The sequence below is a fragment of the Acidimicrobiales bacterium genome, from assembly GCA_036399815.1.
GTDB lineage: Bacteria > Actinomycetota > Acidimicrobiia > Acidimicrobiales > DASWMK01 > DASWMK01.
Genome location: DASWMK010000117.1, coordinates 1 through 19,927 on the forward strand (window position 1 = coordinate 1; position 19,927 = coordinate 19,927).

The window sequence follows — 19,927 nt, forward strand, 5'->3', positions numbered from 1 at the left end:
GGCCCCTCGCCGGCCGCGCGCGACCTCGACGTCGCCAACCTGGTCGACTGGTTCGGCACCGGCCTGTGGTTCACGGCGCTGGCGCCCTACCTCCGGCGGCGCACCGGGATGGAGGCGGGCGAGGTCGCGCTCTGGCTGGGCGTGCTCGGCGTCGCCGGCCTGGCCGTGGTCGTCCCCGGGTCGCGGGCCGCGGCCCGGCGGGGCGGCCGGCCGATCGCCGTCGCCCTCCACCTGGCCAGGGCGGCGCTCATCCTGCCGCTGCTCGTCGTCCGGTCCACGCCGGTGCTGCTGGTGGCCGCCGTCGCCGTGCTGACCCTCGACCGGACGGCGTCGGGGGTGCTCCAGGTGCTGGTCGGCCAGGAGCTGGACGCCGAGGACCGGGTGCGGGCGATGTCCCGGCTCCACGCCGTGGCGAACGTCGGCATCGCCGCGGGCAGCGCCGTCGGCGCGGTCGCCCTCCAGGGCGCCGGCGAGGGCCGCCTGGCCGTCGTGCTGGCCGTGGACGCGGCGACCTTCGTGGTGGCCGCCGCCGTGCTGGCCGCCGGTCGGCGCCCGGCGCGGGCGACGGTCCCGGCCACCGACGCCGGCGCCGGGCCCGGTGCGCCTGAGGGGCGGGGGCCGGCGCCGTCCGTCCTGCCCCGCCTGGCGCCGCTCGCCGTGCTGGGGGCGGCCAACTGCGTGCTCGCCCTGCACATCCCGCTGCTGAACGTGGCCATGCCGCTCCTCGTCGACGACCACGAGGCGCTCTCGCTGTCGCTCGTCGGGGCGGCCTTCGTGCTGAACACCCTGCTGGTCGTCGGCCTCCAGGTGCCGCTCAGCCGGGGGGTGGCCGGCCTGGGCGCCGGAGGCCGGCGGCTGCGGTGGGCGGCCGCCAGCCTGGCCGGGGGCGCGCTCGGCCTCGGCGTGGTCGGCGCCGGCACCGGGGCGACCGCGGCCGTCGTGGCCGGGGCCGTCGCCGTCGTGCTCGTGTCGCTGGCCGAGATCTGGCGGGGCGTCGGCGCCTGGGCCGTCTCCTACGCCGTCGACGAGGCGAGCGGCCGCGACGGCCGGGCCATCGGCGCGTTCGCGCTCGGGCCGGCCGTCGCCGGGCTGGTCGGCCCGGCCGTGGCCGGCCCCCTGCTGCTGTCGGCCGGCGCGGCCGGCGCCGCCGCCCTCGCCCTCCTGGTCGCGGCGGCCGGCCTGGCCTTCGCCACCCGCCGGCCCGCGCTCGCCCCGGCGGCTGGCACGTGAGCGGCGCCGCCGGGCTGCGCGTCCTCGTGGTCGAGCCGGTGTCCGGCGGGGTCGAGCTCGTCGCCCGCCTCGGCGCCGCCGGCGCCCGGGTGGTCGTGACGGCCGGCGACCCCGCCTCGCTCCCGGCCAGGGCGGCGGCCGCCAGCGCGGAGGTGATCGCCTGGTCGCCGGTCGACCCGGTCGCCGACCTGCTGGTGCGCCTGCCGCCCGGCTCGGTCGACGTCGTCCTCGCCGGCCACGAGTACGCCGTCGTCGCCGCCGCCGAGGCGGCCGCCGCCCTCGGCCTGCGGGGCCTCGACCCCGCCGCCGCCAGGGCCGCCCGCCACAAGGACCTCATGCGGGCGGCCGTGGCCGCCGCCGGGCTGGCCTGCCCGGCCTCGGTCGTCGTCCCCCCGGGGGCCACGACCTCGCCGGTCGGCTACCCGTGCGTGGTCAAGCCGGTCGACTGCGGCGGGAGCCTCGACGTGCGCCTGGCCGAGGACGACGCCGGGTTCGCCGCTGCCCTGTCCCGCATCGTCGACCGCCCGTCCGTCCCGCTCCTGCGCGAGGCCCGGCACCAGGCCCTGGCCGAGGCCTACGTGGAGGGGCCGGAGCTGTCGGTCGAGGGCATCGTGGCCGCCGGCCGCACCGTGTTCTTCTCGTGCACCGAGAAGCTGCTGTCGGCCCCGCCGGCGTTCGTCGAGCTCGGCCACGTCGTCCGCAGCCCGGTCCTCGGCCCGGCCGAGCACGAGGCCGTGCACGCCTACGTCGAGGCCGTGCTCGGCGCCGTCGGCATCGACGTCGGCCCGTTCCACGCCGAGGTCCGCCTGACCCCCGGCGGGCCGGTGCTCATGGAGGTGGCCGCCCGGCTGGCCGGCGACCACCTCTGCGAGCTGATCGGCGACGCCACCGGGGTCGACTACTTCGAGGCCACCGCGCTGGCCCCGCTCGGCGAGGTGCCGGCCCCGCCGCCGTGCCGCACCGACCCGGCCGAGCCGGTGTGGGGGATCGGCTTCTTCGCCACCGCCGCCGACACCGTGTTCGCCGGGCTGGCCGGCACGGAGGCGCTCGAGCGCTGCCCCGAGGTGCGGTCCGTGGAGGTCGGCGCCCGGCCGGGCGACGCCCTCCCCGGCATGGCGAGCTACGAGAGCCGCTTCGGCCACGCCGTCCTCCACGGCTCCTACGCCAGGGTGCGCTGGGCGCTGACGACCCTCTGCCCGGAGGTGCGGCCGGGCTAGGGGGCGACGGTGCCGACGTCCTCCAGCAGCCGGATCATGTCGGCGGCGTTGCGCACCCCGTAGTCCTGGTAGCAGTTGTTCATGAGGGCGTGGACCTCGTCGGCCTCGGCCGCCATCGACTCCAGCCTGGGGACCCACTCCCGGAGCTCGGCCTCGTCGTAGAGGTAGCGGAACCGCTCAGCGGCGGTGATGCCCCGCTTCTTCCACGTGTCGTCGGCCCGGCCGTGGAAGCGGACGACGGCCAGCGGCGCGGTCACGGCCGGCACGGTGGGCAGGCCCGACGCCCGCGGGGCGTCCACCACGACGTGGGCGAAGCCGAGGTCGGACAGCAGCTTCAGGGTGCGGTCTCGGTCCTCGGGCTCGGCCAGCCAGCGGGGGGACCGGAACTCGACGCAGGCCGGCAGGTCACCGAGGCGCTCCCTGGCCCGCACCAGCTCGTCCCGGTTGGCCCGCTTCGGGGTGAACCACTCCGGATACTGGAGCAGGATCGCGCCGAGCTTGCCGGCCTCGTGCAGCGGCTCGACGGCGTGCCCGAAGCGGGCCCACGCCTCCTCCAGCGCGTCGGCGTCGAGGTGCTCGGCGTAGACGTTGCGCTTGTCGCGGTGCTCGGGCAGGACGGCGTCGCGGAGGTCCTCCCACAGCGACCCGGGCTTGGTCGGGTGGTGGGTCAGCAGGGAGAAGGCCTTGACGTCCATGCGGAACCCGTCCGGCGTCCGCTCCACCCACGTCCTCGCCAGCTCGGGGCCGGGCGGGAAGTAGTAGGTGCTGTCGGCCTCGACCACCGGGAAGGCCGCCGAGTAGTAGGCCAGCCGCTCCGCCGCGCTCATCGACCGGCGGGGGTACCAGTCGGTCTCCTTCAGCAGGGTCGGGTCCGTCCACGAGCACGTGCCGACGTGGACGGTGGCCCGCCCGACGGTGAGGACCGGCCCGAGGACCAGGTCCCCGGCGTCGTCGGGCATCAGCGGGCGACGGCGTCGAACAGGCGGAAGCCGAGCCAGACGCCGGCTCCGGCCGACGCCACCTGGAGCAGCAGCAGATAGACACGGGTCGCGGCGCTCACCGGCCCTCCAGCACCTCCCGTTTGGCCGCCTCGAACTCGGACGACGACAGCACCCCGCGGCGGCGCAGGTCGGCCAGCCGCTCCAGCCGGGAGACCACGTCGGCCGGCGGCTCGACCCCGTTGGCGTGGGGCGCGGTGGGCGTGTCGCGGGCGGCCGCCGCCGTCCCGTTGGTCGACGCCCGGGCCTCGGGGGTGTCGCCCAGCCACTGGAGCACCGGCTGGTCGAGGCTGCCGTCGAGCCGGAACGGGGCCGTGGGCACGACCGAGCGCCAGCCGGCCGGGCCGTCGTCGCCCCACAGCACGGTGCGCAGCCGGCGCACGTCGAGCAGGAGGAGCAGGGGCGCGCCGCCGATCAGGGCGAAGATGGCGGCGCAGACGACCCAGCCCCACACGATCCCGTCGCCGCCCGGCGGCTCGACCCCGTAGTCGAGGAAGTTCCAGCCGAGCGAGAGGAACAGGGCCGGCCACAGCAGGGAGAGCAGCGACGGGCCCTTCGGCACGAGCGAGATGGCGTAGAGGAGCGCGAAGGCCAGGCCGGCGAAGATGGCGCCGACGGTCAGCGGGGCCACCCCGTCGGGGCACGGGCGGGCCACCTCGTACACGCCGCCGGTGGCGCACGACCCGCCGATGTCGAGCACGGCCCGCATCGACAGGGACAGGACGGTCAGGGCGCAGGCGACGCCGCCGAGGCCCACGGCGATGCCGAGGGAACGACGGATCCAGGGGCCGGCAGGTGACGCCGTCCTCTCCTCGATCGCCACCGGCCCAGGGTACCGAACGCCGCGCGTGGTGGCCGGGCCGATCGCGCTGGCAGCATGGTCACCCGCATGCCCCGAGCCGCCGCGTTCGCCGCCGCCGTCGCCGTCGCCGTCCTCGCCGCCGCCTGCAGCGGCGAAGGGTCGGCCACGACGGCCGACCGCGCGGCGCCGGCGACCTCGGCCGCCCCCTCGACGACCACGACCACCGCGCCGCCGACGACCACGACGACCATCCCGCCGTGCCCGGCGCCGAGGGGGGTCGACGGCGACGTGGACGTGTTCCGGTCGGCCCCCGGCGGGGCCTGCCGGCCGGCCGGCGAGCTCGTCGCCTACCGGTGCGCCAACCGGTCCGTCCCGGCCATCGTCACCGGCCTCGGCGGCGACCAGCCCGTGGACCACCTCGGCGGCCGGTTCGCCTCGACCGTCCCCGCCCTGCCGGCGGACGCGACGGCGATCGGCGTCCGCGAGGACGGCGCCAGGGTGCTGGCCAGCCCGTCCGACCCCGACGCGCTGTTCCTCGACACCGGCGTGGCCGTCACCCGGTGGCCGGCCCTGCGGCGGTGGACGACGGCCAGCGGGGCCGTCGTCGTCGGGCTGCACCGGCCGGCCGCGTTCTTCCTCGGGGACTCGGTGATGCTCGGCGCGGTCGGCGCCATCCAGGCGGCGATGGCCCCGTGGGACGTGGTCGTCGACGCCGCCGTCAGCCGGTCGACGGCCGCCGGGGTCGACGTGATCCGGGCCCGGCGGGCCGAGATCGCCGACGTCGTCGTCGTGCAGCTCGGCACCAACGACGGCGCCGACCCCGGCCTCTACGCCGAGCGGGTGCGAGCGGTGATGGCCGAGCTGGCCGGCGTCGACCTCGTGCTGTGGCTGACCATCAGGGAGGCGAGGCCGTACTACGCGACGACCAACGCCACCCTGCACCAGGTGCTGGCCGGGTACCCGAACGCGGTGGTGGCCGACTGGAACGCCACGGCCCCGCCGGGGGCGACGTACGCCGACGGCCTGCACCTGCGGGCCGAGGGCGCGGCGGCCATGGCCGCGCTGGCCAGGGACGCGGTGTTCGCGTGGTACGCCAGCACGGTGGACCGGGGGCCGGACGCCTGCCGGCCCCAGCTCGACGCCGCCGTCGCCGGCGGTCGCTGAGCCGGCGCCGCCGTCAGCGCTTGACGAGCTTGAAGAAGGTCGAGTCCTCGCCGCTCGCCTTCTTCTCCTGGTAGAGGAAGGCCAGGTCGTTCTCCTCGAACTTGTCGAACCAGTCGTCCCAGCTCACGTGCTCGAGCTGGTCCTCGCCGGCGCCGCCCGGGAAGTCGATGCGCAGGACGCCGAGGTCGTCGCCGTCGCCCGTGCCCCTCACGGCCGCCGGCTTGCCGTCGTGCTCCTCCACCCAGGCCCGGATCTCGTCGTGGTCCGTCGTCGTCTTGCTCTCCGATGCCATGGGGCGGATGGTTCCCGGGAACGTTGGCGGGGATGCCTGCCGCCGATCCCCGCGTCACCGTCGTCGTCGCCACCAGGGACCGCCGGGACGGCCTGCTGCGCACGCTCGACCACCTCGCCGCCCTGCCCGAGCGGCCGCCGGTGGTCGTCGTCGACAACGGCTCGTCGGACGGCACGCCGGCCGCCGTGCGCGCCGCCCATCCCGGCGCGACCGTCGTGGAGGCCGGCCGCAACCTCGGGGCGACGGCCCGGAACGCGGGCGTGGAGCGGGCGTCGACGCCGTACGTGGCGTTCAGCGACGACGACTCGTGGTGGGCGCCGGGCGCGCTGGCGACGGCGGCCGACCACCTCGACGCCCACCCCCGCCTGGCCGTGCTCGCGGCCCGCATGCTGGTGGGGGACGACGAGCGGCCCGACCCGGTGTGCGCCGTGCTGGCCGCCAGCCCGCTGCCGCCCGCGCCCGACCTGCCCGGCGTGCCCATCCTCGGATTCGTGTCGTGCGGCGCGGTCGTGCGGCGCGACGCCTTCCTCGCCGTCGGCGGGTTCGACGACCTCGTCTTCTTCCTCGGCGAGGAGGAGCTGCTGGCCATCGACCTCGAGCGGCTGGGCTGGGGGCTCGCCTACGTGGACGACGTGGTCGCCCACCACCACCCGACGAGCGCGGGGAAGTCCGGCCGGGGCGCCCTCCAGCGCCGCAACTCGCTGCTGGTGGCGTGGATGCGCCGGCCGCTCGCCGTGGCCGCCGGCCGGACGGTGGCGACCGCCGGGGCGGCGGTGGCCGGCGACCGGGCCGCCGCCGGCGCGCTCGCCGGGCTGCTGCCCCGCCTCCCGGCCGCCCTCCGGCGCCGCCGCCCGGTCGACCCCGTCGTCGAGCGGCGCATGCGCCTCACCGAGGCCGGCCCGGCCCCGGACCTCGCTCCCGGCCGGGCGCCGGCCGCCCGGCGCTGACCGGTGCGGTCGGCGGGGTGGGTCAGGCCCGCCAGGCGCTGGCGGGCGCAGCCCGCTGGCGGGCGACGACCCGGATGAAGAAGCAGGCCTGGGGCTTCACGCCGAGCGAGAACCACAGCTCGAACCCCGGCGGGTCGACCTGGACCTCCACGTCCGGCCGGTCGACGGCGGCGGCCAGGGCCCGGCCGAGCAGGCGGTGGGCCAGCTCGTGGGTCTCGGCCCACGCCGTGACCAGGTACCGCAGCCCGACCTGGGCCTGGCGGGCCAGCCCCCGCGTGGCCGGCACGTCGTACAGCTCGACGAGGTACACGCTGAGCCCGGCGCCGTCCCGGCGGGGGGCGGGCGGGGCGAACGTCACGACCGCGCCGTCGAGCACGGGGGAGAGCCAGCCCACCAGCTCGGCGTCGGCGGCCTCGATCATCCGGCGAGAATGCCACGAAACACGTATCAGGCGTCGGTCGCCGAGGTCGTTCAGTCGGAAGCGGGAACCGCCCCGGCGGGCCGTCGGTCCGGACCTCACCGGCTGCCCGCCGGGGCCCCGCGCCACCACCGGCCCGGCCGCGCCTGGCGGCCGCGGCGCCGTCCGACTCCGCCGGCTCGGTGCCGCGGTAGCTTGCGGCCCACGATGAGCGGCGAGCGGCGCGTCGGGCCGGTGGTGCGCAGCCGGGACGTCACCTTCCGGGTCCACGACCCCGACGGCGCGCTTCGCAGCGTGATGCTCCGCCAGGAGCTGACCCGGCCCCGCATCGGCCCCCACTTCACCAAGCCCCGCGCCTCGGACATCTGGCGCCTGCAGGTGTCGCGGCCGCCGGTGGACCGCATGGAGTACCGCCTCGAGCTCGGCTACCCGCACGGCGGCAGCGAGACCGTGTGCGACCCCGGCAACCCGCTCGTCGCCCCCGGCCCGTTCGGCCACAAGTCCGTCGTCGAGTTCCCCGAGTACCGGGCGCCGGCCTGGCTGGCCGCCCCGGACCCGCCCGCCGGCACCGTGACCGAGCACCACGTGGACAGCCCGGCGATCGGCGCCGGCCAGCCGGTCACCCTCTGGTCGGCGGCCGGCTCCCGCCCGGACGACCGGCTGCCGCTGCTCGTCGCCAACGACGGCCCCGAGTACGCCCGCTACTCCGGCCTCCTCGCCATGCTCGACCGGATGGTCGACGCCGGGCGGCTCCCGCCCATGCGGGCCGCGCTGCTGCCGCCGGTCGACCGCAACGAGCACTACTCGGCCTCGCCGGCCTACGCCAAGGCCCTCGCCCGGGACGTGCTGCCGGCCGTCGACGACCTCGCGCCCCGGCCCCGCCACCGGTCCACCCGCGTCGGCATCGGGGCCAGCCTCGGGGCGCTGTCCATGCTGCACGTCCACCGCAGCCGGCCGACGACGTTCGGCGCCCTGTTCCTCCAGTCGGGCAGCTTCTTCGTGCCCCACCACGACGGGCACGAGTCGTGGATGCGGCGCTACGACCGGGTCGTGCGCTTCGTCGCCCGGATGCACGCCGCGGAGCCGGGCCCCGAGCCCGTGCCCGTCGTCATGACGTGCGGGACGGGGGAGGAGAACCTGGCCAACAACCGCGACATGCGGGGCGCGCTGCTGTCGCTCGGGTACGACGTCGCCCTCCACGAGGTCCGCGACGCGCACAACTGGGTCGCCTGGCGCGACGCCTTCGACCCGCACCTGGTCGGCCTGCTCGGGAGGATGTGGTCGTGAGGCGGGAGCACGTGAAGCTGTGGTCGCCGGCCATCGGCGCGGAGGGCGACCTCGTCGCCTACGGCAGCCACGGCCGGCCCGTCCTCGTGTTCCCGTCCGAGGCCGGCGAGGCGTGGCAGTTCGAGGACCGGGGGATGGTCGACGCCGTCGCCCACCTCGTCGACGAGGGCCGGGTCAAGCTCTACTGCGTCGGCAGCTACGACGCGGAGAGCTGGAGCAACGGGGCCATCGCCCTGGAGGAGCGGGCCCGCAACCACGAGCGCTACGAGGACTGGGTGGTCCACCAGGTCGTGCCGTGGATCTTCGACGACTGCGGCGGGCCGCTCGAGGTCCTCACCCTCGGCTGCAGCCTCGGCGCCTTCCACGCCGCCAACTTCTGCCTCCGCCGGGCCGACCTGTTCCCGCTGGCCATGTGCCTCTCCGGGGTCTACGACATGGACGACGGCGGCGGCTCCTGGCGGGGCGACTCGTTCTACTTCAACAACCCCATGGCCTACGTGGCCAACGCCGGCGGTGAGCACCTGGAGTGGCTGCGCCGGCGGGTGTCGCTCCTGCTGGTCTGCGGGCAGGGTCAGTGGGAGGACACGACCGGCGCACTCGAGAGCACCAGGCGCTTCGGCGCCCTCCTCGCGGAGAAGGGGATACGACATGACGTTGACCTGTGGGGGTACGACGTCCCCCATGACTGGCCGTCGTGGCGGGCGCAGCTGGCCCACCACCTGCCGCGGTTCGTCTGACGCGTGAGCACCCACCTGATCGGGCTGCTGCTCGGGACCGAGGAGGACTGGCCGACCGCCCTCGAGCACTACGTCCGCCGCCTCTCGCCGCAGGTGACCCTCGGCGGGGAGACCCACCGGTGGGAGGTCGAGCGGATCACGATCGAGCCGTTCGACCTGCGCGCCATCCCCCGCTACTCGCTCGTCATCGACCGGCTGGCCTACTGGTACTACGTGCCTCGGGAGTGGCTGAAGAAGGCCGCCCTCATGAACCGGGTGTACCTGCTGAACAACCCGTTCACGTTCCAGGCCATGGAGAAGCACTCGGCCTACTGCGCCATGATGCGCCTCGGGCTGAAGATCCCGAACACGTGGATGCTGCCGTACAAGAAGCCGCCGGAGAACCCCCGCTTCCCGTACACGGCGGCGAAGTACAACCGGCCCTTCGACCTCGGCGCCGTGGCCGGGAAGGTCGGGTACCCGCTCTACATGAAGCCCTTCGACGGCGGCGCCTGGGTCGGCGTCACCCGCATCGCCGACGACGAGGAGCTCCACCGCCGCTACGACGAGTCCGGCGAGCGGCTCATGCACCTCCAGGCCGCCGTCGAGCCGATGGACGAGTTCGTGCGCAGCCTGTCGATCGGCGCGGAGACGATGGTCATGCGCTTCGACCCCGACCGCCCGATGCACGACCGGTACCAGGTCGCCCACGACTTCCTCACGCCCGAGCTGGGCGACGAGGTGGTCACGATCGGCCGGCTGGTCAACGCGTTCTTCCGCTGGGAGTTCAACTCCTGCGAGACGATCCTCGCCGGCGGCGAGGTCCACCCGATCGACTACGCCAACGCCTGTCCCGACGTCGCCGTCACCAGCCTGCACTACTATTTCCCCTGGGCCATCGAGGCGCTCGTGAAGTGGTCGGTCTTCTGCACGGCGACCGGCCGGCGCATGGCCATCGACCAGGACACGGCCCGGTACTTCGACGTCGCCGACCGGGACGACCTGAGCTACGCCGAGAAGCTCGGCCTGTACCGGCAGATGGCCGACGACTACTTCGAGCGGGAGCGCTACGAGGACTTCTGCGGCCAACACCTGCCGCACGCGCACGAGGCCATGGTCGAGTTCGCCGAGAGCGAGGACTTCGACCGCATCCTCGTCGACACCGTGAGGACCATGTTCCCGCCCCACGAGCACGACCGCTTCGTCGCCCACTTCCGCGGGCTCGTGGCGGCGTGGGCGGGCGACCAGCGGGTGGGGGCGAGCTAGGAGGACAGCGATGGGCGAGAAGGTCGACCAGCACGAGTTCACGCGGGAGGACCGGCAGCGCTACCGCGCCAGGGTGAAGCGGTGCGTCGACGTCCTGCGCCGCATGCTCGACGAGCAGCGCTTCGAGACCGACCGCAAGCTCATGGGCGTCGAGATGGAGTTCTACCTGGTCGACGACACGGGCTGTCCGACCATGATGAACGAGAAGGTCCTCGCCCACCTCGAGTCCGAGGACTTCCAGACCGAGCTCGCGCAGTTCAACATCGAGTTCAACATCGCGCCGCACAAGCTCGTCGGCCGCGTGTTCAGCGAGCTCGAGGAGGAGCTGCGGACCAGCCTCAACCGGGCCCTCCACAAGGCCGAGGAGCTCGACGCCCGCATCCTCATGATCGGCATCCTGCCGACCCTCAAGGACCTGCACGTCACCCTCCAGAACGTCTCCAACAACCCGCGCTACACCCTGCTGAACGACCAGATCCTCGGCGCCCGCGGCGAGGACCTCGTGATCGACATCCAGGGGGTCGACCGCCTGTCGACCCGCATGTCGTCGATCATGATGGAGGCGGCCACCACGTCGACCCAGCTGCACCTCCAGGTCAGCCCGGACGCGTTCGCCGACGTGTGGAACGCCGCCCAGGCGATCGCCGGCGTGCAGGTCGCGCTCGGCGCCAACTCGCCGTTCTGCCTGGGCAAGCAGCTGCACGCCGAGACCCGCATCGCCGTGTTCGAGCAGTCGACCGACACCCGCACCGAGGAGCTCGTCGCCCAGGGCGTGCGACCCAGGGTGTGGTTCGGCGAGCGGTGGGTCGACTCGGTCGTCGACCTGTTCGAGGAGAACGTGCGGTACTACTCGGCGCTGCTGCCCATGGTGTCGGACGAGGACCCCGTCGACGTGCTCGAGCGGGGCGACGTGCCCCACCTCCCCGAGATGCGCCTGCACAACGGCACCATCTACCGGTGGAACCGGCCCGTGTACGACGTGGCCCGCGGGCGGCCCCACCTCCGGGTGGAGAACCGGGTGCTGCCCGCCGGCCCGACGGTCGCCGACACGCTGGCCAACGCCGCCTTCTACTACGGGCTCGTGCGGTCCCTGGCCGAGGCGCCCAAGCCGCTGCGCCAGGTGCTGTCCTTCCAGGCCGCCACCGAGAACTTCTACGCCGGCGCCGAGGCCGGCATCGAGGCCCAGCTGTACTGGCCGGGCGTCGGGACCGTGCCCGTGACCGAGCTGGTGCTGCGCCACCTCCTGCCCCTCGCCGCCGAGGGCCTCGACCGCTGGGACGTCGACCCGGCCGACCGCGACCGGTTCCTCGGGATCATCGAGCAGCGCTGCCTCGCCCACCGCAACGGGGCGACCTGGCAGACGACCGTGTTCCGCAAGCTGTACGAGGACGAGGGCATGGACCGCGACGAGGCCCTGCTCGAGATGACCCGCCGGTACGCCGAGCACATGCACACCAACGAGCCGGTGCACACCTGGCCCACGTAGGCGGGTCGGGGCGTCGGGGCGTCGGCGGGATCGGGGCGTCCGCCGGGTCGGGCCCATCGCCGGCCGGGGCGCCGCCGCCGAGTCGGGTGATCAGGCGGGTCGGCGCGCCGGCTCGGTGCTCGGCCGGCGCAGGAGCGCGGCGGCGGCCGGGGCGCGCAGCAGGCCGGCGAGGACGAGGGCGGCCGCCACCGACCGGGCCGCGGCCAGCGCGCCGACGGCCGGGCCGCCCACCACCTGGCCGAGGGCGTCGGCCTGCCCGGCGAGCGAGTTGACGGTGGCGCGGGTGGCCGGGTCGAGGTCCCGGTTGACCCAGGCGGCGAGCAGCGGCCCCTCGAGGTGGCGGGCGACCGAGCCGGCGACGAGGAAGGCGACGGCGACCGGGAAGGCGCCGGCCAGCGCGAACCCCACGGTGGCGGCCGCCAGCGCGGCGTTGACGGCGCCGACCGCCCGCCGGGGGCCCGCGGCGGCGGCGAGGTCGACCCTCCGGCGGACGACGCTGGCCACTGCCACGGCGACGGCCAGCGACGCCGCCCCGAGGAGGGCGACCCAGACGACCGGGTCGGCGCTCTCCGGGAAGCCGGGCCCGCGGAGGAGGTGGAGGTCGCGAAGGCGGTCGAAGCCCTCGGTGGACACGCCGGCCGCGGCCGCCACGGCCAGCACGGCGAGGAGCGCCGGCCGGGTGCGGACGGTCGACGCCGCCGACCGGGCCGTCGCCCTCACGTGGGCCAGCGGGCCGGGCGATGCGGCCCCGGCAGGCGGACGGCGGGGCGGCCGGGTCTCGGTCAGGCGGGCGGCCGCCCAGGCGGCGAGGGCGAGGAGCGCCACCCCGCCGGCGGCGACGGCCGCCCAGCGCCCGACGGCCAGGGCGATGGCGACCCCGGTGGCCAGGCCGGCCAGGGTGGCGACGTAGCCGGCCTGGGCGGCGCGCAGGTAGAGCGGCCGGGCGGCGACCTCGCCGACCTCGTCGGTCACCCAGGCGACGTCGGCGCCGCTGACGAAGGTCCACCCGAGACCCCACACGACCTGCGCGGCGAGCACGGCGGTCAGGTGGGGAACGGCGTAGAGCAGGAACCCGGCGCCCATGACGGCCAGGCCGACGACGATCGACCGGCGCCGGGAGACGGCGTCGGCGACCACCCCGGTCGGGACCTCGAAGGCGAGGATCGTGCCCTCGAGCACGGTGCCGACGAGGACGAGCTGGAACGGGTCGAGGCCGACGTCGAGGATCAGGTAGAGCGACGAGGCGACGGTGCTCGTCGCCAGCCCGAACCGCAGCCCGGCGGCGAGGACGAGGAACGCGCCGCTGGCGGCCGCAGCCGCGGCCCCGTCGTCGGCGCCCTGTGTCACCCCGGCGGCGGCGTCGGCTCCCTGCGCCTGCGCCTCGGCGGCCCCGCCCTGCGCCTCGCCGGCGGCTGCGCCTGCGTCCGGGGCCTCGTCTGCGACTGCGCCGGCGTCCTGCGCCTCGGTGGCGGCGTCGGCGGCCCGCGCCTCGCCGGCGGCTGCGCCTGCGTCCGGGGCCTCGTCTGCGACTGCGGCGGCGTCCTGCGCCTCGGTGGCGGTGCCGGCCGCCTGCGCCTCGGCTGCGCCGGCGTTCTGCGCCTCGGCGCCGGCTGCGCCGGCGCCCTGTGCGTCGGCCGTGTCGGCGGGCGGGCCGTCGTCCCCCGGTCGGGTCGGGCTCCCGTCCACCCGACGATGCTGCCGACCCGGCGCCACCGCCGCCAGCGGATAGCGGCCGTCCCGGTCGCGGGACCGGCCGGGCGATGCGGGCGGGCCCGCGCCCGGTCAGGGGACAGGCGCGCCGAGGCGGGCGGCGAGGGTGAGGACGACGGCCTCGAGGGGCGGCGGCGCCCCCCGTTCGATCGGCTCGATGGTGAGGAACGCCTCGGTGCCGCCCGCCCGGCCCTGGAGGGTGACGAGCAGCGAGCACACCGGGTACCCCTCGAACTGCACGACGGCCTCCAGCAGGCCGACCTGCTGGTCGATGTACGTCACCTCGCCGACCTCGTGGGCGAGCTCGAGGAGGCGGAAGAACGCCTCGTCCCGCGGGCTGCGGACGAGCAGGGCGCCGTGCTCGACGCACACGCCCACCGTCGCCCGCTCGGGTGCCGGCGGCGGGGGAGGCGGTGCCGGCGCGGTTGGGACGGGCGACTCGTGGGCCAGCCGAACGACCCGGTACGCCTCCGTCAGCCGGGCCGTCCGGGCGGTGGCGTCGGGCACCTTGGCGGCGACGTCCGGGTGGGTGGCCCGCAGGAGGCGCCGGAAGGCGGCCCGCACGGCCGACCAGTCGTCGTCGGCGCCCACCCCGAGCACGGCCCTCGCCTCCGCCAGGTCCACGAGCCCAGCCTGCCAGACCCCCGCCCCGACGACGCACCCGACCGGCGTTCCGGCGCCACCGTCGACCCGCCAACCGGCCACCACCGTCCCGACGGATCGCCGCCGAGCCCGCCGTGCCGCCGCCGGTGTCGGTCGGACCACCGCCGCCGGCTCGGCCCGCACGCCGGCCCGTCCAGATCGCCGGCCGTTCGCGCCGCGCGCCGGCCGGTCGGGACCGCCGCGGGCTCCGGCCGCACGCCGGCTGGCGAGAGTGGGCTGCCGGCTCCGGCCGCCGCCGACGCGTACTAGCCGGTTTCCGCCGACCGCCGCCGGGCTCGGGCCGCTCGCCGGCTGACGAGACTGCCGCCGCGGGCTCCGGCCGCCGCCGACCCGTCCCAGCCGGGATCCCGGCGCTCACCGACCAGTCCGCCGCCGATCACGACGCGGCGACGCGCTCCATCAGCGCCGCCGCCCGGCGCAGGGTCGCCAGGTCCCGGGCGGGCAGCCCGGCCAGCCGCTCGGTCAGCTCGGCCACCCGCCGCGCCCGGGCCCGCTGGAGCACCCGTCGTCCCCGGGGCGTGGCGACGACGAGGACGGACCGGCCGTCGTCCGGCGCCGGCTGCCGGGCCACGAGCCCGGCCGCCTCCAGGCCGTTGACGAGCGACGTCATCGTCGGCGACCGCACCTGCTCCGCCGCGGCCAGCTCGCCGACCGTGAGAGGCCCGGCGAACACCACGACCGAAAGCGCCGACAGGCGGGCTGGCGTCAGCCCCGACTGGGGGTCGACCGCGCTCGCTCGCCGGAGGACGTGGATCGCCGCCGAGTGGAGGGCGTCGGCGACGGTGGCGGGGTCGTCTCGCACGCGCATAGGATAGATAGCCAATCTACTGAGATGGGGTGATGTCGTGTCCGACCCGTTCGCGCTGCTCGCCGCCGGCGCCGATGTCGCCGAGCTCGCCGACGCGCTCCGCGCCGATCCGGCGCTCGCCGCCTCCCGTGACGCCCAAGGCGTCTCGCTCGTCCTCCAGGCCCGGTACCGCGGTCGGCTCGACGCCGTCGAGGCGATCCTGGCCGCCGACCCGCCGCTCGACGCCTTCGACGCCGCCGCCCTGGGGCGCGCCGACGTGCTCGCTCCCGCTCTCGATGCCGACGGCGGGGTGGCGCAGGCCCGGTCGGGCGACGGGTTCACGCCCCTCCACCTCGCCGCCTTCTTCGGCCACGCCGACACCGCCCGGCTGCTCCTCGACCGGGGCGCCGATCCGGCGGCCGTCGCCGACAATCCGATGCGCGTCCAGCCGCTCCACAGCGCCGTCGCCGGGCGGCACGGTGACCTCGCCGCGCTGCTGGTGGAGCGGGGCGCGCCGGTCAACGCCGCACAGCACGGCGGCTGGACGCCGCTCCACGCGGCCGCGCAGCACGGAGACGAGGCGCTCGTCGACCTCCTGCTCGGCGCCGGGGCCGACCCGGCGGCGGCGAACGACGACGGGCGCACGCCGGCCGACCTGGCCGACGCCGCCGGCCACCCGACCCTCGCCGCCCGCCTGCGCGCCTGATCCGGCGCCCCGCGTCGGTGGGCCGGCCGGTAACTGTCACACCCCCTCCGCATACTCCTGGCCATGACCTGCCGAGCCTGCACCGAGCACCTCGAGCACTGCCACGGCGTGTCCGTGGTCCATGCCGACGGCACCACCGAGTGCACCGGCGACGGGCCGGAGCCGTGCCGTCTCGCCCACCACCTCCACGACTGGCAGCTCCCCTGCACGGTCCTCGACCCGCCGTGCCCCTGCCATCCCGAGGAGGCGCCCATCGGCGCGGACGCCTACGAGCTCGCCGCGGCGGCCTAGATGCCGCCGGCGTTCCTGCTCGTCGCGCTCGTCCTGGCGGTGGACGCCGCCGCGGTGACTACGGTCGCCGTCCATGGCCGACCGGGTGACGTGCACCATCGACGGAGGGGTGGCCGACGTCCGCCTGAACCGTCCCGAGAAGCTCAACGCGCTCGACCTCGACATGTTCGACGCCCTCGTGTCGACGGGCGAGCGGCTGAAGGGGGACCGCTCGGTGCGGGCGGTCGTGCTCTCCGGCGAGGGCCGGGGCTTCTGTGCCGGGCTCGACGTGGCGATGTTCTCGGTGCTCGCCGACGCCGCAGCAGGTGGCGACGGGAGCGGTGGGCGCTCGCGCGACCTCGGCCGGCGGGACGGCCGCATCACGAACCACGGCCAGCAGGCGGTCCACGTCTGGACGGAGATGCCGGCGCCGGTCATCGCCGCCGTGCACGGCGTCGCGCTCGGCGGCGGGTTCCAGCTGGCGATCGGCGCCGACCTCCGCTTCGTCGCCCCGGACGCCCGCCTGTCGGTACTGGAGATCCGCTGGGGGCTGGTGCCGGACATGACCGGCACGCAGATGCTCCCCCGCCTCGTCGGGCTCGACGTCGCCAAGGAGCTCACCTGGACCGGCCGGATGGTGTCGGGCGAGGAGGCCGGGCGCATCGGGCTCGCCACCCACGTGACGACGACGCCCTACGACGACGCCATGGCCCTCGCCCGGGAGATCGCGGGCAAGAGCCCGCACGCCGTGCGGGGGGCCAAGGCGCTGCTCAACCTCGCCGGGCAGGTGTCCCTGGCCGAGGGCTTCGCGGCGGAGTACGAGACGATCAGCGGCCTGATCGGGTCGCCCAACCAGCGAGAGTCGATCGCCGCCTACCTGGAGCAGCGCCCGCCGGTCTACGAGGACTGAGGCTCAGCGGCCGGGCGGGCGTCCCGGCCCACCGGGGTCGCGGTCGAGCACCTCCACGGCGCCGCCCACGATCAGCCGGTGCAGCACGGCGCACACGTCGAACGCGCTCATCCCGAGCGACCGCACCACCTCGGCGACGGTCCTCCGGCCGTCGAGGGCGGCCAGCACGTGCCATTCCGGCGCGGTGACGGTCACGTCGTGGACCCCCCGCGGCAGCTCGGGCCGGATGCGGGCGACGACGGCCGTGGACGGGATGGACTTCGCGATCTCGCGCCACGTGGCCAACCGCTGGCCGACGGCTTCGAGCACCTCGTCCACCGCGAACCCGAGGTAGCGCCCGGCCGGGTGCCGCTCGTCGGCCAGGAACTCGAACGGCGCGCCGGCCCGGAGCATCAGGTCGAACACGGAGGTGACGACCCGCTCGTGGAGCACCCGGGCGACGGAGGACGCGTCCGCGCCACCCCACCGGACGAGCGCGTCCGCGAACGACCCTCCGGCCTCGGCGACGGCGGTCGTCGCCGTGTCCCAACCGGCCGCGGTGACGGTGCCCGTCCGGACGAAGGAGTCCCACATCGACGGCCCGCCGTCCGTGCTCGCGGCGTAGAGGTCGCCGTCGTCGAGCCACAGCGAGCCGCCGTGCTCACCGCGCACGTGGAGGTGCCCGGTGGCGCGCGACCGGGAGAGGAGGGTCAGGACGTGGGGGAGCGGGAGGTCGTCGAGCGTCCCGCGCAGCGCGGGAGCGGTGGCCATCCCGCTCTTGTACCAGAGCCGCCGGCAGCCGGCCTCAATTCCCGCATGCCCGGGACGATAGGGACGCGTCCCGGCCCGGCAACCGGGACGGCCCGGCCCTCGCCATCCGGTGGCCGCCGACGTGGCGGGGGGCGCGCTGACCCGCCGAGATGAAGGACGGCCGATGCTCCGCACGATGAAGGTCCGCTCCAAGCTCGCCGTGATCCTGGCGGCGCCGATCTGCGCGCTGCTGGTCCTCGGAGGGTGGGGCGCGACCGACCGCCTGGAGGTCGCGCAGGAGGCGGCCGACGGCACCCGGTTCATCGAGTTGGGCGCAGCTGCCGGGTCGCTGACCCACGAGCTGCAGAAGGAGATGCTGCTCTCGATCGGGTCGCTGGCCCAGGTCGTGGACCTCACGCCCGAGGAGCTGGCCACCCAGCGGCAGGCCACCGACCAGGCGATGGCCCGGTTCCAGGACCGCCTGGCCGCCACGGAGGCGCTGCTCGGTCCGTCCGGCTCGTGGCGCTCGCTGCGGTCCACCGGCGACGAGCTCGCCCAGTACCGCGAGCAGGTCGACGCCGGCGTGGGCGAGACCGGCAACTTCGCGGTGTTCTACGGGCGCATCGCCGGGGCCGTGGAGGACCTGATCGCCGACCTCACGACGGCGGCCGCCAGCGTCACGCCCGAGGTCGCCGGCCGCCTGACCAGCCTGACGGCGCTCACCGCGGCCAAGTCCCTGTTCGCCGAGCAGGCGGCCACCCTCGTCCGGGTCTTCGCCACCCACGAGCTGGCCGACGGCGACCGTGAGCAGCTGGTCGACCAGTCGGGCAGGTACGACACCCAGCTCTCCGTCTTCTACGCCACCGCCACCGGCGGCGCCGAGAACCTCCTGCGGGACCAGCTCCGGTCCGGGGACGCGGTGGCCGCCCAGCGGACGCTCGACGGCGTCCTGCGGGGCGAGGCGGGCTCGCTGACCGGCGGCGCGGCCACGTGGGAGCAGTCGGCGAGCGCCCAGATCGACGCCCTCCGCCAGGTCGAGCGGCGGCTGGCCGACGGCCTCGTCGCGTCGGCCAGGGACGTCGCGTCGGCCACGGCGCGCGACGTGCGCCTCTACGGCGCCGTCGCCATCGGCGCCGTGCTGCTCGCCCTCGTCCTCGCTCTCGTCGTCGCCCGCTCGCTCACCCGACCGTTGCGCCGCCTCACGGCCGCCGCCTACCAGCTCTCACGGGAGAGGCTGCCCGCGCTCGTCGACGCCCTCCACCGCTCGGGCGGCGAGGACCTCGACACCGAGCTGACGCCGATCCCGGTCGACTCGCACGACGAGATCGGCCAGCTCGCCGACGCCTTCAACACGGTCCAGGCCGTGGCCGCGCAGGTGGCCGACGAGCAGCGCCAGCTGCTGCGCAAGGGCATCGGCGACACGTTCGTCACGCTCGCCCGCCGCAACCAGGGCCTGATCGACCGGCAGATCTCCTTCCTCGACGAGCTCGAGGCCACCGAGCAGGACCCCGACACGCTCGAGCACCTGTTCCAGCTCGACCACCTCGCCACCCGCATGCGGCGGAACGCCGAGAGCCTCCTCGTGCTCGCCGGCGTCGAGCAGAACCGCCGCCGGGGCCAGCCCGTCCAGCTGGCCGACGCCGTGCGGGCCGCCGTCAGCGAGGTCCAGGACTTCAACCGCGTCGACCTGCTCGTCCTCGACGACGGGGCCGTCGACGGGAACGTCGCCGTCGACCTCGCCCACCTCCTGGCCGAGCTCATGGAGAACGCCACGGCGTTCTCCCCGCCCGAGACCCGCGTCGAGATCGTCGGCCACCTGACCCGTGACGGCTACGTGCTGAGCGTGACGGACCAGGGGATCGGCATGAGCGACGCGCAGATCGAGGAGGCGAACGCCGTCCTCGCCAAGCCGCCGGTCGTCGGCCTCAGCCTGTCGCGGTCGCTCGGGTTCATCGTCGTCAGCCGGCTGGCCAGCCGGTCCGGGGTCGCCGTCCGCCTGACCCACTCGGTCGCCGGCGGAGTGACCGCGGTCGTGACCGTGCCGCCGGCGCTGCTCGTCGACCTCGGCCCGGCCGAGCTCGAGGACGCCGCCGTCACCGACGTGGACGCCCCGTGGTCGCCGCCCGCTGACGCCGTGCCGGCCGCGGCGCCCGCTCCCCAGCCGGCGCCGGTCGCAGCCTCCGCCACCGACGGGCCGCTGCCCGCCCGCCGGGGTGCCGTCGCCGACCCCGCCGCGGCGCTGCCCCAGCGGGCCGCGCCGGTGACCGCCGCAAACGGCTCGCCGCCGCCGCGGACCGCGGCGCAGGCCGCCACGGACGCGCTCCTCACC

The 19,927-nt window shown here is 75.9% G+C and carries 20 protein-coding genes; 12 read left to right on the plus strand and 8 right to left on the minus strand.

The features are described 5' to 3' along the window. Together VGB14_08245 and VGB14_08250 are read left to right on the plus strand one after the other, a co-directional pair. A partial coding sequence (locus VGB14_08245) for an MFS transporter (protein ID HEX9992900.1) occupies positions 1 to 1,230 on the plus strand: 1,230 nt, incomplete at its 5' end. Continuing rightward, positions 1,227 to 2,447 carry an ATP-grasp domain-containing protein gene (locus tag VGB14_08250; protein HEX9992901.1) on the plus strand — a complete coding sequence of 407 codons (1,221 nt, stop codon included), beginning with the start codon at positions 1,227 to 1,229 and terminating at the stop codon, positions 2,445 to 2,447. The genes VGB14_08245 and VGB14_08250, both read left to right, overlap by 4 nt. Here VGB14_08250 and VGB14_08255 read toward each other — a convergent pair. Then, positions 2,444 to 3,406, minus strand: coding sequence for a DUF72 domain-containing protein (locus tag VGB14_08255; protein HEX9992902.1), 963 nt, complete (start codon positions 3,404 to 3,406; stop codon positions 2,444 to 2,446). The genes VGB14_08250 and VGB14_08255 overlap by 4 nt on opposite strands. 97 nt (positions 3,407 to 3,503) lie before the next feature. Next, positions 3,504 to 4,268, minus strand: coding sequence for an SHOCT domain-containing protein (locus tag VGB14_08260; protein HEX9992903.1), 765 nt, complete (start codon positions 4,266 to 4,268; stop codon positions 3,504 to 3,506). 66 nt (positions 4,269 to 4,334) lie between these two features. On the opposite strand from VGB14_08260, the gene VGB14_08265 reads away from it, so the two are divergent. Then, a complete protein-coding gene (locus tag VGB14_08265) occupies positions 4,335 to 5,411 on the plus strand; it encodes a hypothetical protein (GenBank protein ID HEX9992904.1) in 1,077 nt (358 codons plus the stop codon). 13 nt (positions 5,412 to 5,424) lie between these two features. On the opposite strand, the gene VGB14_08270 is transcribed toward VGB14_08265, so the two are convergent. Beyond that, complete coding sequence (locus VGB14_08270; GenBank protein ID HEX9992905.1) at positions 5,425 to 5,703, minus strand: hypothetical protein; 279 nt, start codon at positions 5,701 to 5,703, stop codon at positions 5,425 to 5,427. A gap of 32 nt (positions 5,704 to 5,735) precedes the next feature. On the opposite strand from VGB14_08270, the gene VGB14_08275 reads away from it, so the two are divergent. Beyond that, positions 5,736 to 6,650, plus strand: coding sequence for a glycosyltransferase (locus VGB14_08275; protein HEX9992906.1), 915 nt, complete (start codon positions 5,736 to 5,738; stop codon positions 6,648 to 6,650). Between the two features lie 22 nt (positions 6,651 to 6,672). On the opposite strand, the gene VGB14_08280 is transcribed toward VGB14_08275, so the two are convergent. Continuing rightward, positions 6,673 to 7,071 (minus strand): hypothetical protein, encoded by a 399-nt coding sequence (locus VGB14_08280; GenBank protein HEX9992907.1) that lies wholly within the window; start codon positions 7,069 to 7,071, stop codon positions 6,673 to 6,675. Between the two features lie 204 nt (positions 7,072 to 7,275). Here VGB14_08280 and VGB14_08285 point away from each other — a divergent pair, with 204 nt between their 5' ends. Genes VGB14_08285 through VGB14_08300 form a run of 4 tightly spaced genes read left to right on the plus strand, consistent with a single transcriptional unit; the run spans position 7,276 to position 11,823 of the window. Continuing rightward, entirely contained in the window at positions 7,276 to 8,355 is a 1,080-nt protein-coding gene (locus VGB14_08285) for an alpha/beta hydrolase-fold protein (GenBank protein ID HEX9992908.1), read from the plus strand. Then, entirely contained in the window at positions 8,352 to 9,092 is a 741-nt protein-coding gene (locus VGB14_08290) for an alpha/beta hydrolase-fold protein (protein ID HEX9992909.1), read from the plus strand. Before VGB14_08285 ends, VGB14_08290 begins: the two co-directional genes overlap by 4 nt. A 3-nt stretch (positions 9,093 to 9,095) precedes the next feature. Further along, complete coding sequence (locus VGB14_08295; GenBank protein HEX9992910.1) at positions 9,096 to 10,337, plus strand: hypothetical protein; 1,242 nt, start codon at positions 9,096 to 9,098, stop codon at positions 10,335 to 10,337. A 10-nt stretch (positions 10,338 to 10,347) separates the two neighbouring features. Then, the gene (locus VGB14_08300) at positions 10,348 to 11,823 is read left to right on the plus strand and encodes a glutamate-cysteine ligase family protein (protein HEX9992911.1); all 1,476 of its coding nucleotides are present in this window, start codon (positions 10,348 to 10,350) and stop codon (positions 11,821 to 11,823) included. Positions 11,824 to 11,913: 90 nt separating this feature from the next. Here VGB14_08300 and VGB14_08305 read toward each other — a convergent pair whose 3' ends face one another. The 3 genes from VGB14_08305 to VGB14_08315 all read right to left on the minus strand — a co-directional run bounded on the left by VGB14_08305 (position 11,914) and on the right by VGB14_08315 (position 14,998). Next, positions 11,914 to 13,509, minus strand: coding sequence for an MFS transporter (locus tag VGB14_08305; GenBank protein HEX9992912.1), 1,596 nt, complete (start codon positions 13,507 to 13,509; stop codon positions 11,914 to 11,916). A 96-nt stretch (positions 13,510 to 13,605) separates the two neighbouring features. After that, positions 13,606 to 14,157 (minus strand): DnaJ domain-containing protein, encoded by a 552-nt coding sequence (locus VGB14_08310; GenBank protein HEX9992913.1) that lies wholly within the window; start codon positions 14,155 to 14,157, stop codon positions 13,606 to 13,608. 415 nt (positions 14,158 to 14,572) lie between these two features. Continuing rightward, positions 14,573 to 14,998: a MarR family transcriptional regulator gene (locus VGB14_08315; GenBank protein ID HEX9992914.1), complete on the minus strand. Its 426-nt coding sequence runs from the start codon at positions 14,996 to 14,998 to the stop codon at positions 14,573 to 14,575. 43 nt (positions 14,999 to 15,041) lie between these two features. Between VGB14_08315 and VGB14_08320 the strand changes: the two genes are divergently transcribed. From VGB14_08320 to VGB14_08330, 3 genes are all read left to right on the plus strand, one after another. Next, positions 15,042 to 15,689, plus strand: coding sequence for an ankyrin repeat domain-containing protein (locus VGB14_08320; protein ID HEX9992915.1), 648 nt, complete (start codon positions 15,042 to 15,044; stop codon positions 15,687 to 15,689). 63 nt (positions 15,690 to 15,752) lie between these two features. After that, complete coding sequence (locus VGB14_08325) at positions 15,753 to 15,980, plus strand: hypothetical protein (protein HEX9992916.1); 228 nt, start codon at positions 15,753 to 15,755, stop codon at positions 15,978 to 15,980. A 73-nt stretch (positions 15,981 to 16,053) separates the two neighbouring features. Further along, positions 16,054 to 16,869 carry a crotonase/enoyl-CoA hydratase family protein gene (locus VGB14_08330; GenBank protein HEX9992917.1) on the plus strand — a complete coding sequence of 272 codons (816 nt, stop codon included), beginning with the start codon at positions 16,054 to 16,056 and terminating at the stop codon, positions 16,867 to 16,869. Positions 16,870 to 16,872: 3 nt separating this feature from the next. Here VGB14_08330 and VGB14_08335 read toward each other — a convergent pair whose 3' ends face one another. Continuing rightward, positions 16,873 to 17,619 carry a DUF4388 domain-containing protein gene (locus tag VGB14_08335; GenBank protein ID HEX9992918.1) on the minus strand — a complete coding sequence of 249 codons (747 nt, stop codon included), beginning with the start codon at positions 17,617 to 17,619 and terminating at the stop codon, positions 16,873 to 16,875. Positions 17,620 to 17,782: 163 nt separating this feature from the next. On the opposite strand from VGB14_08335, the gene VGB14_08340 reads away from it, so the two are divergent. Beyond that, positions 17,783 to 19,927 (plus strand): nitrate- and nitrite sensing domain-containing protein (locus VGB14_08340; protein ID HEX9992919.1); only part of this gene is annotated, 2,145 nt, incomplete at its 3' end.